The sequence below is a fragment of the Gordonia sp. CPCC 205515 genome (assembly GCF_048537925.1).
Lineage (GTDB): Bacteria > Actinomycetota > Actinomycetes > Mycobacteriales > Mycobacteriaceae > Gordonia.
Window position 1 is genome coordinate 100,941 of sequence record NZ_JBCLVJ010000013.1, and the last position, 16,095, is coordinate 117,035.

General features: G+C 63.8%; 7 protein-coding genes and 1 pseudogene. 7 read left to right on the plus strand and 1 reads right to left on the minus strand.

The annotated features are described in order from the left end of the window. The first annotated feature begins 352 nt into the window (after window positions 1–352). The 7 genes from AAFP30_RS20430 to AAFP30_RS20460 all read left to right on the plus strand — a co-directional run bounded on the left by AAFP30_RS20430 (window position 353) and on the right by AAFP30_RS20460 (window position 15,253). A complete protein-coding gene (locus AAFP30_RS20430) occupies window positions 353–3,124 on the plus strand; it encodes a DUF1156 domain-containing protein (protein ID WP_419231927.1) in 2,772 nt (923 codons plus the stop codon). Between the two features lie 132 nt (window positions 3,125–3,256). Beyond that, on the plus strand, window positions 3,257–6,607 hold the full coding sequence (locus AAFP30_RS20435) for a Swt1 family HEPN domain-containing protein (RefSeq protein WP_419231928.1): 3,351 nt from the start codon (window positions 3,257–3,259) through the stop codon (window positions 6,605–6,607). Window positions 6,608–6,609: 2 nt separating this feature from the next. After that, window positions 6,610–8,223 carry a DUF726 domain-containing protein gene (locus AAFP30_RS20440; protein WP_419231841.1) on the plus strand — a complete coding sequence of 538 codons (1,614 nt, stop codon included), beginning with the start codon at window positions 6,610–6,612 and terminating at the stop codon, window positions 8,221–8,223. 414 nt (window positions 8,224–8,637) lie between these two features. Continuing rightward, complete coding sequence (locus AAFP30_RS20445; protein ID WP_419231842.1) at window positions 8,638–10,092, plus strand: DUF3375 domain-containing protein; 1,455 nt, start codon at window positions 8,638–8,640, stop codon at window positions 10,090–10,092. Beyond that, on the plus strand, window positions 10,089–10,682 hold the full coding sequence (locus AAFP30_RS20450; RefSeq protein ID WP_419231843.1) for a DUF4194 domain-containing protein: 594 nt from the start codon (window positions 10,089–10,091) through the stop codon (window positions 10,680–10,682). Before AAFP30_RS20445 ends, AAFP30_RS20450 begins: the two co-directional genes overlap by 4 nt. A gap of 3 nt (window positions 10,683–10,685) precedes the next feature. Next, a complete protein-coding gene (locus AAFP30_RS20455) occupies window positions 10,686–14,078 on the plus strand; it encodes an ATP-binding protein (RefSeq protein WP_419231844.1) in 3,393 nt (1,130 codons plus the stop codon). Further along, complete coding sequence (locus AAFP30_RS20460; protein WP_419231845.1) at window positions 14,075–15,253, plus strand: Wadjet anti-phage system protein JetD domain-containing protein; 1,179 nt, start codon at window positions 14,075–14,077, stop codon at window positions 15,251–15,253. The genes AAFP30_RS20455 and AAFP30_RS20460 overlap by 4 nt, the downstream gene beginning before the upstream one ends. A gap of 84 nt (window positions 15,254–15,337) precedes the next feature. Here AAFP30_RS20460 and AAFP30_RS20465 read toward each other — a convergent pair. Further along, window positions 15,338–16,015 (minus strand): annotated as a pseudogene (locus AAFP30_RS20465) (HipA domain-containing protein); the annotation flags it as partial. Window positions 16,016–16,095 lie beyond the last annotated feature (80 nt).

Below are 16,095 nucleotides of genomic sequence, written 5' to 3' on the forward strand. Positions count from 1 at the left end.
GGTCGACCGGCGCCCGGGCGATGTCCACCCGAACCGTCGACCTCTCCGTCGAGAATATGACGTCTGGTCGATTCATCCCTCCATGTCGCCGGCAACCGTGAATCCGCAGACCAATCGATGAATTGATCGCCAGGTTCGACGTCTGACACCGATCCCCCTCTGACGCTTCGACGGAACCCCCCGGTCGTCGGTGTGCTCCGCCGAGCACCTGCCTCGTTTCCTTCGTGATGGCCACGAACCGAGATGATGCCCGAGAGGTCCGACAATTCCGGCGCATTAGCCCGGCTCCGCTCGGTCACACACCATGTTGTGCAATATGGTGAACTGCTACGCGCGTTTCGAGAGGATGAACATGTCCAGCGGTACACAACACGTTGGTAAGCGAAAGTTGATCGAGGTCAGCCTGCCGCTCGAGGTCATCAACAAGGAGTCGGCTCGCGAGAAGTCGATTCGGCATGGGCATCCGTCGACGCTGCATCTGTGGTGGGCGCGCCGCCCGCTGGCGGCCGCCCGTGCCGTCCTGTTCGCGCAGTTGGTCGATGATCCGTCCGCACGCCCAGACCTCTATCCCACCGAAGAGGATCAGACGCTCGCGCGCAAGAAGCTCCACGAGTTGATCGAGCGACTCGTCGTGTGGGAGAACTCCAACGACGAGGATCTGCTGCGCGAAGCGCACCAGAAGATCCTCGAGTCCACCGACGGCAATCCGCCAGCCATCCTCGACCCCTTTGCCGGCGGCGGCACCATCCCACTCGAAGCGCAGCGGCTCGGTCTCGAGGCGCACGCATCGGACTTGAATCCCGTTGCGGTGCTGATCAACAAGGCACTCATCGAGATACCGCCCAAGTTCGCCGGACAGCCCCCGGTGTTTCCCGGCGCCGCGGACGAGACGATCCAGAATTGGCCACGCGCGACGGGCCTCGCCGAAGATGTGCGACGGTACGGGCAATGGATGCGCGACGAAGCGGAGAAGCGGATCGGCCACCTGTATCCGAAGGCCACGTTGCCCAATGGCACGAAAGCCACCGTGATCGCCTGGATCTGGGCACGAACCGTGACTTGCCCCAATCCCGCCTGCGGAATTCAGATGCCACTCGTGCGGTCGTGGTGGCTGGGCAAGAAGAAGGGTAAGGAGGCCTACGTCGTTCCGGTGATCGATGGGAAGAGCGTGCATTTCGAGATCGGACACGACGTAAAGGACGCGCCGACTGCGGAAACCGATGGGACCGTTGGGCGTACGGGGGCGACGTGTGTGCGGTGTGGAGCTGCGGTTGAGCTCAAATTTATCCGCGCCGAAGGCCGCGCCGGGCGGATGGGAGCTCAGCTCATGGCGACGGTTGCCGAGGGTGATCGGCGAAGAATATATCTCGCCGCGACAGACGAGCACGTGAGTGCAGCCAACGTAACGCGTCCGATAAATGCTCCTCACGGAGTCTTGCCCGCGAATCCAAGAGACTTCAAGACCCCGAACTACGGAATGACCACCTTCGCATCGCTCTTCACGCCACGCCAGCTCACGGCGCTGACGACGTTCAGCGATCTTGTCAGCGAAGCCCGAGAACTGGTTGTGCGCGATGCGCTCGCGGCCGGACTGTCGCGCGATGCCCGTCTCGACGATGGCGGAGTCGGCGCCGAAGCGTATGCCGATGCGGTGGCGACATACTTGGGTTTGATTGTCAGTCGCTACAGCAACTACCTCAATGCGCTGTGCCAGTGGCGCCCCGATGCCGGCAAGGAGCAAGTCGGTCATCTGTTTGCGCGGCAAGCAATTCCGATGGTTTGGGACTTTGCTGAAGCCAATATATCAAGCGCATCGGCGGGCGGTTGGACGCCCACTCTTCGCTTTGTTCCGAAAGCTATTGACAATCTGTCCGCCACAACAATTGGCGCAGTTCGTCAGGAATCGGCACGTCAGACGGAGCCGATGGGTCTCATCTCCACCGACCCGCCCTACTACGACAACATCGGCTACTCCGACCTGTCCGACTTCTTCTACGTCTGGCTCCGTCGATCACTCCGCGACGTCCACCCCAGCATCCTCTCCACCATGCTCGTACCGAAAGACGAAGAGCTCGTGGCCAATCCGTATCGGCACAACGGAAAGGAAGGCGCGCAGAGGTTCTTCGAGGACGGCTTCCGCGAGGTCTTCCGCCGCGCCCGCGAGACCGCGCTACCCGACTTTCCGATCACCGTCTACTACGCCTTCAAGCAGCAGGAGACGGCGCTCGGAGGCGAATCGTCGACAGGTTGGGAAACATTGCTGGAGGGTATGATTCGCTCCGGCTGGTCCATCACCGGAACGTGGCCGTTGCGATCGGAACTAGGCAATCGCATGCTGGCCAAGGGCACCAACGCGCTCGCATCCTCCATCGTCCTGGCGTGTCGTCCGCGCCCCGAAAACGCTCCCCGCACCGACCGTCGAGGTTTCCTCGCCGCACTCAAATCCGAGCTTCCAACCAAACTCCGTGAACTGCAACAGGGTTCGATCGCACCGGTCGATCTGCCGCAGGCCGCGATCGGCCCCGGCATGGCGGTGTTCTCGCGCTACAGCGCGGTGCTCGAGGACGATGGATCGAAAATGACTGTCCGATCAGCACTTCAGCGGATCAACGCTATCCTCGATGAGGTCCTCACCGAGTTGGAAAACGACTTCGACAGCGAGACACGATTCGCCTTGGCATGGTTCCGTCAGAATGGATTCGACACCGGAAAGTTCGGGGACGCTGAATCCATTGCCACCGCACGCGGAGCATCGCTGGATCACCTCGCCCGTGCCGGCATCCTCACCAAAGGAGGTGGCAAGGCGGCACTGATCGCTCCGTCGGACATGCCGGCCGATTACGACCCGTCCGACGACACCGACATCAGTCAGTGGGAGGTCGTCATGCACCTCACTCGTGTGCTCGCCGACGACGGTGTTCCCGCGGCGGCCGCGCTGCTCGGGCGCGTTCCGCGGAACGTCGACTGGGATCTTTGCAAGGAACTCGCACACCTGCTGTTCAAGTTGTCCGAGGACAAGAAGAAGACCAAGCTCGCCGTCGACTTCAACGGGCTCGGGGCCGCCTGGAACGACATCGCCCGTCAGGCACCCGAGGCGTCCTGGCAGCCAACGCTGCTGGAGTGATCAATTGTCGTGGTTATGGCCGGCGGCATCGATGTCAGAATCGTCAATCCCCCTTTCCACAACCCGAAACTCGGTAGCGAATAGAGTCGTACACAACAAGTTGTGTACATCAACGACGCGGAGAGGCAGGCGATGGCGCTCAGCAACCGGGACCGGATCAACAGGGCAATGGAGCTTCTCGGGCCGGCGCTCAATCGATTCATCAGTTCGGTCATCGACGCCGATCTCCCCAACGGCACCTGGCTCGACCTGCTCCGTGCCAAAGACCAAGGCAAAGGTGCGTCGTCGAACAAGACCTACAATCCCGACGACCCGGCCAATGGTCTGCGGATGGTCACCGAGAATGTCACTGGATCAATCCGCAAGGGCTGGTATCCAATCGGCGACAAGCTCTCGCGTGTGCACCAGAGCTACGCCTCCGAGCTACGCGAAGCCCGCAACCGACTCGCACACATGGATTCGTTCGACAACGACGACGCACAGCGCACCCTCGACACCTGCGAGCGATTCCTCAAGGCGATCAACGCGCCGACCGAAGCCGAACAGGTGCGGGCCATGCGAGTCGACCTACGCCGGGTCGCCGCCGACCGAGAAGATACCCAAGCCGCTCGGAAACTCGACCTCGCCTCCGTCGGTGGCGAGAATCTGCCGCCGTGGCGAGAGATCCTCAGCCCGCATCCCGACGTGGCGAGCGACAACTTCAACGCCGCCGAGTTCGCCGCCGACCTGTACACGGTGGCCGAGGGCAAGGACGCCGGCGAATACTCCGATCCGGTCCAGTTCTTCGAACGCACCTACCTCACCCAAGGTCTACGAGATCTCGTCGATCGCAACGTGCGGCGAATGACCGGGGACATGAACGCATCACCGGTGGTCAACCTGCAGACCAATTTCGGCGGCGGCAAAACACACTCGATGCTGGCTCTCTGGCACCTCGCTTCCGGCCGTCCCAGCACGTCGTACACCGATGAGGTCGCCGCCATCGCCAGGTCGCTCGACGATCTGCCGGCCAGCGTTCGGCGAGTAGCGCTCGTCGGCAACCAGATGGAACCGTCAAAGGTCAGTACGGTCGGCGGACGTCCGGGGATCCGGACGATATGGGGAGAGCTCGCGTGGCAACTCGGCGGCCAGGAGGCCTACGAGATCGTCGCCGACGCCGACCGCACCTCCACCAATCCTGGTGCGTCACTACGCGAACTATTCGAACTCTATGCGCCGGCAGTCATTCTGATCGACGAATGGGTCGCGTACGCACGACAACTCGTCAACGTGTCCGGACTCCCGGCCGGCGATTTCGACACCCAGTTCACCTTCGCCCAGACGCTGACCGAGGCAGCCAAGGCCACCAAGGGGATTCAGGTGGTCATCTCGATCCCGGCATCGTATGACAACCGGCCCGACCAGGACGAGATCAACGACGAAGAGGTCGGCGGCGAAAACGGCCGCGCGGCATTGGCGCGCCTCAAGTCGATTGTCGGACGGACAGCCGATCACTGGCTACCGGCGAACCCCCAGGAGAGCTTCGAGATCGTTCGTCGCCGTATCTTCGTCGCACCCGACGGTACAACACTGGCCAAGATCAGCTCGATCGCCAAGACACTCGTCGAGTACTACCGCAAGCATGGCGCCGAGTTCCCCAGCGAAGCACTCGAACCCGCGTACATCGACCGGATCAAACAGTCCTATCCGATTCATCCAGAGCTCTTCGATCGACTCTATGAGGACTGGTCGACGCTCGACCGGTTCCAGCGAACCCGTGGCGTGCTGCGGATGATGAATCAGATCGTCGGAACCCTGTGGCGCAGTGACGACGCCGGCCCGTTGATCCTGCCGTCGTCGGTGCCCCTGGACAAAGATTCGGTCATCACCGAGATCAGCCAGTACCTCGATGACAACTGGCGGCCTATCCTCAACACCGATGTCGCGGGCGCCGATTCGGTCCCCTACGCCATCGACAAGGACCACGATCTATTCGGTAAACGGCGGGTCACCCAGCGGCTCGCTCGCGCGGTGTTCATGGGTGCAACGCCCACCTTGCACACCGCACACAAGGGCGTCGACAAACCACGGATCTTTCTGGGCACCGCCGTCCCGGGTGATGTCCCGGGCAATTTCCACTCAGCACTCGATCACCTCGCCAACCGCGCGACCTACCTGTACACCGACGCGGCCCGCTATTGGTATGACAGTCAGGCGAATACGACTCGCGCCGCCCGCGATCACGCCGCAGGGCTCCCCAAAGCCGATGTCTGGGCAGAGGTCGAACACCGGCTCGACGAAGTGCGCCGCGCATCACACGACGCGAGCTTCGTCGGCGTGCATGTGTGCCCCGGCAGTTCCGCCGACGTGCCCGACGAGGCCGCAACCCGACTCGTCGTCGTCCCGATGGAACACACGCATGCCGCGCGAACCGCGAACTCGGCGGCCATGGCGTGGTCGAGAGATGTTCTCGAGCACCGCGGCACGAGTCATCGCGGGTTCAAGAACTCGCTGGTCTTCCTGGCAGCCGACGAGAAGCGCGCCCGTGAACTCGACGAGGCGGTGCGGGAGTTCCTGGCATGGCGTTACGTACATCAGAATGCGGACCCGCTCGGCCTCGGTGGACAGCAGACCAAACAGGCCGAGTCGCGAATGGTCAAGGCCGACAATGTGGTCGCCGACCGTCTCGTCGACACGTTCATCTGGACGATCATGCCGGTCCAAGCCTCCGATGCCGCGACATACTCGTTGGACACGCTGAACACCGGCGGCACGACCGATGACATCATCGAACGTACCGGCAAGAAGCTCCGGGACAACAGCCTGCTGGCGACCACGCGATCGTCTGCACTGATCAACATGGACCTGACGGGTCCGCTTGCTTCGGCATGGATGTCGGGCCGGATCAGTGTCGGCGATTTGTACGGCCTGTACGCGACCTATCCGTACCTGACCCGGCTCCGCGATCGAGATGCGCTCATCGACGGATTGCTGTCGGTGTTCAACGACACCACGTGGACCACCAACGGCTTCGCCTTCGCCGACGCATGGGACGCGGACAAGGAACGCTACGTCGGGTTGGTCCTGCCCGGAGACGACGGGAACCCGCGCCTGGCCGACTCCGCCCTGATCGTCAAATCCGATGTGGCCCAGGAGCAGCGCGCGGCGGAGATCGCTGACATCAATCCACCGGAACCCCAACCACCGACTCCCGGTCCGACGCTCGTCCCAACTCTGACTCCCGGACCGACGCCGAGCCCGGACCGGCGTGCAACTCGTTACTGGGGATCCACGACTCTCGACACCGACTTCCCCGCCCGCGACTTCGCGACCATCCAGCAGGAGATCCTGCAGTACTTGTCGGTGGCCGCCGGTACAACTGTCGAGGTGCGGATCGAGATCACCGCGACGACGCCGGACGGGTTCGACGAGTCGACGCAACGAACGGTGCGGGAGAACGCGAACACGCTCGGCTTCGATGAGTCGGGCTTCGAGGTGGAGTGAGTATGCCAGCGACAATCACCTATACGCCGGATCGAGACGGAATGGTCTGTGATCTGCGCTCACCGATGGGCTTGCAGCTCAATCTCACCGGCACACTCGAGACGATCGAGCCGACAGTTCAGGGCGACGACGCCATGATGAGCAACCCGGCGCTTGTCCACAACGCTTGGGCCTTCGCAAAGCACGAGAAGCAATTCCGGAAGTACAAACTGCCGGAGAAGAAGAAAAGTCATCGCAAGCAGGCGGATGCGCACGCGAAAACCGCCAAAGCAATTGCCGAGCTGATCGATTCGCTCACCACCGAGGAGCGCAACGGCTGGTGCTCTGGCTGCTACACCCGATGTCGGCACCGACGGGTGCGCGGCCGCACCACGGCTCTGACGTACCTGTGCGAAACCTGCGGGACACCGACGACACCCTGCGCTGCGCCCCGATGCGCGCATATGGCGACCCGCAAGTTCGGTGCGGTACGCGCACCGCGATTCTGCGCCGAGCACCGCCATGACATACCCAGCTTCAAGCGAGCATCCGACAAGGTCAACGACCTCGAGGACTATCAGCAACTGCAGATCTTCGAGCGAACCAACTTCGCGCGAGCTTCCAAGATCGCCATGGTCGGCGCCGCGGCCGCGGGTGTTGTTGCCACGGGTGGATTCATGGCCGCCCCGGCGATCGGTGGCGCCATCGGTTCCCTCGCCGGCTACAGCGGCGCAGCCGCGGCGAGTTACGGACTCGCGTTTCTGGGCGGCGGCGCTGTCGCTGCCGGCGGCTTCGGCATGGTCGGCGGCACCTACGTCGTCGCCGCAGTCGGCGCTGCACTCGGATCCGCGCTCGGCGCCAGCGTCACAAACGCATACGTCAGCGAGGACAAGTCCTTCCACATCAACAAATTTCGCAGCGGTACCGGCACGCCCGTCGTGGTCGCCCGCGGATTCATGACCCAGAAAGACATGAACTGGGGTTCCGCCATGGCAGCTGTCGCCAAGCGGTACCCCGATTCGCCGATCTACCAACTCCATTGGGGAAGCAAAGAATTGTCGGCACTCTCAACATTGTTGGTGAAGAACGTCGGCGTCAAACAAGCTGCGGGAATGGCTGCGGGCGCGGCAGCACGGGCCAGTAAGTCCGCAGCGAAGAAACTCGGTCCCATTGCACCGGCCATGTTGGCAGCTGACTTGGCCAAGAATCCTTGGCACACAGCAATGGTCCGGGCCGACAGAACCGGTGTCGCCCTGGCCGGCATCATCGCCCACACGCAAGCCGAGAAGTTCATCCTCGTGGGCCACAGCCTGGGTGGTCGTGCGATGATCACCGCCGCCGAAACCCTGGCGACCAGCAAATCGGCGCCGTCCATTGAATCCGTCCACCTACTCGGCGCAGCCGAGGGACGCAAAGGAGATTGGCGACCGCTCAACGACTCTGTGATCGATGCCGTGCACAACTACCACTCGGCCAATGATCCGGTCCTGAAATACGCGTTCGCGGCAGCTCAGGCCGGCAGCGTTGCCGTCGGGCTGCGTGGGTTTGGTTCGAAGTTCCCGAACATCAAGGACCACGATGTCAGCGCCAAGGTCAACGGGCACTCCGAGTACTTCGACAACGTCCGGTTCGCCTGACATGCTGGCGCCGGAGCACGCCGAACCGCTGGATCCCTGACTCATGCCATCGCTCACTGTTCCCTTCAGCGACGACGAATACCGACAGATCCTGGGAGCGGCACTCCGTCGGAACATCCCGGTGGAACAGTTTGTACTGGAGGCCGCGCTGACTGCCGCTGGCGACTCTCGCGGTGTAGTCTCCGACCTCGCGGACCGGATAGCGAAGAAATCGGCCGAACTGAACAAGCGTCTCAAGTAGCCGAGCTCACTGACAGATTTCGACGTAAGACACCGAGACCTTTGTGCTTGATGTGTCGCAAGGGAAACTTGATGACTGGCGTGACATCAGCACCGGGCTGCAGACATTCGCCGAACCGCAGCGCTCGGAGCGCCCTGCCGAAAGTTGACGGACCCCCTCGCTATGGTGGCGCCATGCAGTACGACGAGATCGTCTCCGTGCGCGCCACCAGCGCCGCCTGGCGGTTGCTGCGCGCCGACAACGCTCCCCTCGTGCTGGCGTTTCTGGGGCGGGTCTTTGTCGAGGAGAACGTCCGCGAGATCGCCGCTCCCGCGCTCATCGACCTGCTCGACGACGAGCTCTACGCCCTCAACCAGCGCCTCGGCGAGGGGACGTATCCCAAGTCGGCAAAGGCCTACCTCGACGACTGGTCGGCCGCCGACACCGGCTGGCTGCGCAAGTACTACGTCGCCGACAGCGACGACCCGCACTATGACGCGACACCCGCCGTCGAACGCGCCGTCGCCTGGGTGGCCGCGCTGCGGGAACGCGGATTCGTCGGCACCGAATCCCGGCTGAACACCGTCTTCGACCTGCTGCGGCAGATCGTCTATGGCACCGAGACCGACCCGGAGATCCGACTTGCCGAACTGCGGCGACGTCGCGCAGAGATCGACGCCGAGATCGCCGCGGTCGAACGCGGGGACATCCACGTCCTCGACGCGACCGGCCGCAGCGACCGCTACCAACAGTTCGCCGATACCGCTCGCGCATTGCTCTCGGACTTCCGGGAGGTCGAGGCCAACTTCCGGGCACTCGACCGGGAGATGCGGGAACGGATCGCGACGTGGAACGGCACCAAGGGCGAGTTGCTCGACGAGATCGTCGGCAGCCGCAACCTGATCAGTGACTCCGATCAGGGCCGCAGTTTCCGCGCGTTCTACGACCTGCTGCTCTCGGCCGACCGCCTCGACGAACTGACCGAACTCATCCGGAGCGTGCAGTCGCTCGACGAACTGTCGGGCGTCGACCCACGCCTCGGCCGGGTGCATCACGACTGGCTCGACGCCGGCGGCCGCGCGCAGGCCACCGTGCGCCAACTCTCCGAACAGCTACGCCGGTTCCTCGACGACCAGGTGTGGTTGGAGAACCGACGCGTGATGGATCTGCTGCGCAGTATCGAGTCCACCGCAATCCGGGTGCGGGATCAGCGAACCGACGCGTTCAGCCATCTGATGGACGCCGCCACCCCTGCGGTCAGTCTCCCGATGGAGCGGCCGTTGTACCGCAAGCCGGCGTCGGCGGCGGTCGACTCCTCCGGCGTCGAGGCCGGCCACGCGGACGGCTCCGCGGACGCGCTGTACGAGCAGATCCACGTCGATCCGCTGCCGCTGATCGATGGTGTCCGAAAGGTCTTGCGCCGCAAGCCGCAGATCACCCTGTCCGAGGTGGTGGCCGAAGCCCCGCTGAGCCAGGGATTGGCCGAACTCGTCACCTACCTGTCACTCACCGACGAGACCTTCGCCAAGACCTTCGACGAGAACACCACCGACACCGTCTCCTGGATCGACGACGAGGGCACCGAACGCACCGCACGTATCCCCCGCGTGATCTACACCCGTGCCAGCATTGGAGCCCAATCCCGATGAGCCGACCCATCGCCCGCGACGACCTCAACCTCCCACTCGCCGTCACCACACTGATGAAAGGCGTGGTCTACCGCGACACCCACGAGGCGGTGTGGCAGCACATCATCGGTCTCTCCGCCCAGGTCAGCGACTACGTCGCCACCCTCGGACTGACAGTGATGATCGACGAGGCCGAGGGGTATGCGTTCCTGCGGTCCCGCTCCGACGACGACCTCGCCGAGCGCGGCATCCCCAGACTTGTTCCGCGCCATCAACTCTCGCTGCACACCAGCCTGCTGATCGCGCTGCTGCGTAAACGCCTCGCCGAGTTCGACAGCACCGATGCCGGCGCCAAACTGATCCTGACCGACGCCCAGATCGTCGAGATGATGTCGCCATTCCTGCCGCAGACCACCAACGAGGCCCGCGCGGCGGACCAGGTCGAGACCGCGTTGCGCCGCGCCATCGACCTCGGCTTCGTCCGCCGAATCCCGAAGCAGGAAGGCCATTTCGAGGTGCGAAGGGTGATCAAGGCCTTCGTCGATGCGCAGTGGCTCGCCGAACTCGACAAACACCTCGCCGAGTACGCCGACACCCTCGCGGAGGCCTGAGCGATGACCGGACTCTTCTCCCCCACCGAGCTCCAAGGCGCACCGTCGCAGTCGGGATTCCGCCTGCAGACCTTCCAAGTCCTCAACTGGGGCACCTTCGACGGCCGGGTGTGGACGCTCACGCTCGACGGCCGCAACGGTCTGCTCACCGGCGACATCGGTTCGGGTAAATCCACGTTGGTCGACGCACTGACCACCCTGCTGTTGCCGGCCAATCGCGTCGCCTACAACAAGGCCGCCGGCGCCGACACCCGCGAACGCGATCTGCGGTCGTATGTGTTGGGCCACTACAAGTCCGAACGTAACGAGGTGACCGGCAGCTCGCGTCCGGTCGCGCTGCGCGGCACGTCGAGCTACTCGGTGATCCTCGGTGTGTTCCGCAACGACGGGTTCGACGAGGAAGTGACGCTGGCGCAGGTCTTTTCGATGCGCCACGACAACGGGCAGCCGGAGCGGTTCTTCACCGTCACCGACCGCGCCCTCGACATCGCCGCCGATTTCACCGAGTTCGGCACCGACCTCAAGACCCTCCGGAAGCGGTTACGGCAGAGCGGCACCCGCATCCACGACCACTTCCCCGACTACGGTCGCGACTACCGTCGCAGCCTGGCGATCAAGTCCGAACAGGCGATGGAGTTGTTCCATCAGACGGTGTCGATGAAGGCGGTCGGCAACCTCAACGACTTCGTCCGCGACCATATGCTCGAGCCCTTCGATTCGAGCACTTGGGTGGACACGCTGGTCAGCCACTTCCACGACCTGACCGCTGCGCACGACGCTGTGGTCCTCGCCCGCACCCAGCTCGCCGAACTCGAACCAATGCTCGACGATTACGGCCGCTACGCCGAGCACACCCGGCAGGCCGAGGATCTCCGTGCTCGGCGCGACGCACTCCGTTTCTATTTCGCCAGGCGTCGCAGTGAGCTCTTCGCAGTGGAGATCGATGCGCGCACCGACGATCTCACCTCGACCCGATCGCAGTTGGATGCCGTCGACCAGCAGTTGACGGATCTGCGGATCCGGTTGCGCGAGCTGGAGATCGAGCAGGCCGGTCATGGCGGTACCGAGATCGCCACGCTCGAGCAACGCATCACCGAGGCACAACGCCAGCACGCCGAGCGCAGCGAGCAGCACCGGCGGTTCGTCGAGCTCCTCGACGACGCACAGCTGCCGGCGGTCGAGGACCGTACCCAATTCGATCGCCGCCTGCACGACGTGACCGCCACCATCGAGCAGCTCGACGACGAGATCGCCGAACGCCGCAACACCATCACCGAACTCGGCGTGGACCGTCGGCAACTCGACGCCGATGGTCGCCGCGTCGGCGACGAGATCGCCAGCCTCCGCGGTCGCACCAGCAACATCCCCGACCGCAACCTCCGCATTCGCGAATTGATCTGCGACGGCACCGGACTCGACGCCGAAGAGTTGCCGTTCGTCGGCGAGCTCATCGGGGTGCGCGACGACGAAACCCGCTGGGAGGGCGCCGCCGAACGTGTCCTGCGCGGCTTCGGTCTGTCGCTGCTGGTGGCGGCCGACGACTACGACGATGTGTCGAGTTGGGTCAACGACAATCACCTCGGCGGGCGCGTCGTCTACTTCAAGGTGCCGCCACGCACGTCGCTGCAGGGTGTCACCACCCCGCCGTCGAATGCGTTGGCGCACAAGCTCGACATCAAGGACGGCCCGTTCTACACCTGGCTGGAACGCAAACTGTTCGAGCGGGCACGTCACGTGTGCGCCGAGACGATGGCCGAGTTCCGCACCGAGGAGTACGCGGTGACCGTCGCCGGTCAGGTGCGTTCCGGCGGTGGCCGGCACGAGAAGGACGATTCGCATCGGGTCGACGACCGACGGAACTATGTACTCGGTTGGCGCAATGAGCAGAAGATCGCCGCGCTGCTCGACGAGGGACAGCGTATCCAGGCCGAGCTGAATCGGATCGATGCCGAGATCGGTGAGCAGACAATGCGTCTGGCCGCCATCGACCATCGTCGGACCGCGCTGGGCAAGCTGACGGTGTTCACCTCGTTCGACACGATCGACTGGATGTCGGTGGCCGCGCGAATCGCGACGCTGGAGGAACGCAAGGCCGAGCTGGAGCAGTCGTCGCACGAGCTGGCCCGCATCACTGCCGCGATCACCGCCACCAGCGCGGAGATTGCCGACACCGACCTTCAGCGAGACACCCTGCGCGACAGTCTATCCCGATTGGAGATCGCACTCGAGCAAGCCACCACCGGGCGCGACACGGCCGAGACGATCCTCGCCGAGGACGGATTCACTTCGGCTGTCGACCATTTCCCGGCCATCACAACGGCTCTCGGTGAGAACGCGCTCACTCTGGCGAACTGCGATGAGACCGAGGGCTCGATGGCGTCGCGGCTGACCACCGACGCCGAAGGACATACTTCGCGTGCAGGCGCATTGGCCACGCGCGTGGTCAACAAGATGTCGGAGTTCAAGCGCAATCATCCGGTGCTGACCACCGAGATGGACGCGGACATCGCCGCCGCCGGCGAGTTCATCGATCTGCAGCGCAGGTTGTCCGAGGACGATCTGCCCCGCTTCGAAGCGGAGTTCAAGAACTACCTGAACACCAACGCAATTCGCGACATCGCAATCTTCTCGGCGCAGCTGAACAAGGAGGTCGATCAGATCCGCACCAAGATCGACACCATCAACGAATCGCTGTCCGGCATCGAGTACAACACCGGCCGCTACATCCGACTCGAGGTCAACCCCTCACCCAACGGCGAGGTCCGCGAGTTCCGGGATCAGTTGCGGCGCTGCAGCGACGGATCGTTCGACGCGGACGCCGACGATCACTACGCCGAGGAGAAGTTCCTGCTGGTGAAGTCGCTCGTCGAGCGCTTCCGCGGCCGCGAAGGGTTCACCGATGTGGACCTCAAATGGACCAGATACGTGACCGACGTGCGCAATTGGGTGACGTTCGCCGCGTCGGAACGCTATTCCGAGACTGACGCCGAGTTCGAGAACTACACCGACTCCGACGGCAAGTCCGGTGGACAGAAGGAGAAGCTGGCCTACACGATTCTCGCCGCGTCGCTGGCCTATCAGTTCGATCTGAAGTGGGGTGTGACCACCTCGCGCGACTTCCGGTTCGTCGTCATCGACGAGGCGTTCGGGCGTGGGTCCGACGAGTCGGCGCGCTATGCCCTGTCATTGTTTGAGCGTCTCGGACTGCAGCTGCTGATCGTCACACCGCTCACCAAGATCTACACGATCGAGCCGTTCGTCTCCGCCGTCGGCTATGTGGAGAACCGGTCCGGCAGCAACTCGCAACTACAGTGCCTCACCATCGAGGAGTATCGCGAGCAGCGTCGGCTGCGCGAGATGGTCTCCATGGTCGGCGAGGGTTCGCGCACCGGATGATCGGCGAGTGGACGTCCCCGCCCGACGTGATCACGACACTGCGTCGACGTTGGGATCGCGGGGTGTACCTGACCGCGCGGGCACGCGGTGAAGAGTTCGCCGTCGTCGACGTACCGATCCGCGGGCCGAAGGCCGGCGAGTTGGGCGAACGGTTCGACGAGGTGCGGGCGTGGGTTGCGAAGTGGCACAACGCCGCCGAATCACTGCCGTGGACGGTGACGCGAAAGACCGTCGGTGGCCGCAGTTTCGGTGCCAACACGCTGCCGGCTCGCGTCCAGGTCACCGGCATCGACGACCTGGCACGAATCCTGGGCACCACCAAGCAGATCCGCGCTTTCGACACGGTACTCGACGCTGCCCAAGAGTTTCCGCCGATCGCGGAGTGGGTGACCGCGAAACCGATGCGGGCGCTGGCACATCAGGACGAGTTCTCCGGGCTGATGCGCGCCGTGGGCTGGATCTCGGACAACGCCGGTTCCGGTCGCCGCCTCCGGGAGATCGACGCGCCCGGCCTCGACACCAAGTTCGTCGAGCAGCACCACCGCATCCTGCTCGAACTCACCGAGATGGTCGTCGACCCGGATCTCGTTCGGCCCCAGGAGAAATCGATCGCCGTCCGCTTCGGCTTCGCCACCGACTCCACCCGCGTCCGCTTCCGCCTTCTCGACCCCGACTGCGCCTCCCCCGCACCCGGATTCGACGACATCGAAGTACGCACCATGGACCTTGCCGCAACACCGCTGGCCGTCGACCGGGTGTTCATCATCGAGAACCTGGCCACGTACCTGTCGTTTCCGCCCACCTTGCGTGCCGCAGCGATCTTCGGTGGCGGCTACGCGGCCACGGTCATCGGCGCGTTACGGTGGCTGCGCGACCGCCAGGTCTACTACTGGGGCGACATCGACACTCACGGCTTCGCCATCCTCGACCGCGTCCGGGTCACCATCCCCCAAACCCGCTCGATGCTGATGGACATGGCAACCTTGCTCGCCCACCGCGAACTGTGGGGTACCGAACCATCCCAGGTCGACCGGCCATTGCACCACCTCACTGCCGACGAGGCGACCATCTACCGACACCTCCTCGACGACACCCACGGCCCCCGAGTCCGCTTGGAGCAAGAGCGAATCCCCTTGCGTCTGATAGCAACCGCCCCCGCTGACCTCGCCCCCTGAGCACCCCTGACGCAACACAACGCAGGCTCGCCCCGCCAGAAGCCGCCATGCCTTCACCCAATCAACGGCACCCACGACGTCGCGGCGTATCTCAGTCAGGAAATCATCCGCTCGTTCCCGATCCACCCGCAGTGTCGTTGCGGCTTCCAAGCATTGCTCGATTCCGATGGAGTCGTATCGATATTCTCTGCCGATCCGCATGGCCGAATAGATTGCGGCGCCACCGGTCCGGTACGGCGCGTAGGTGGCCAGGTCGTACAGCGGCGCGAGGCGCACTCTTGGGCCGTCCAACATCACCGAGTAGTTCTTGATATGGGCGTCGGTCCCCTGTGTGACGACGTTGAACATCAGGCCTTGAAAGAAGGCCCAGGCCGCATCAGACCGATCCACCGGACGGCTCAGTCCGCGGAAGAGTCGGGCGACGTCACCAACGCCCGGCCCGCCCTCGAGGCGCTGGTACTTCTTCGCGGGATTCACTGATAACGACTGCCCGAGATCTTCCTGGTGAAGACGCCGCCATTGCCCTTGACGCAGTTCTCTGTCGTACCGTGTCGCGACGAAAGTGCGTACTCCGCCGTAAGACTGGAGCTCACTGAGGGCGACATTCAGCCCGGTAAATGAGGCCGCTCGCATCGTCATGTGTTCGACGATGTCGATGCGACGATAGTCCCCTGTGACCGGTTTGAGGATATGCGTTGTCGGCGTCGCACCCAAGCGGCTCAGCCCAGGCACCGTCGGGCGTCCGCAGCAGGGCGAACGCATTGTTAGGACTGACCCCGTATCGCCGGGCCACGGCGTCGCATCTTGTGACGCCCGATAACCCTCGCCGTAAACGAACCGTA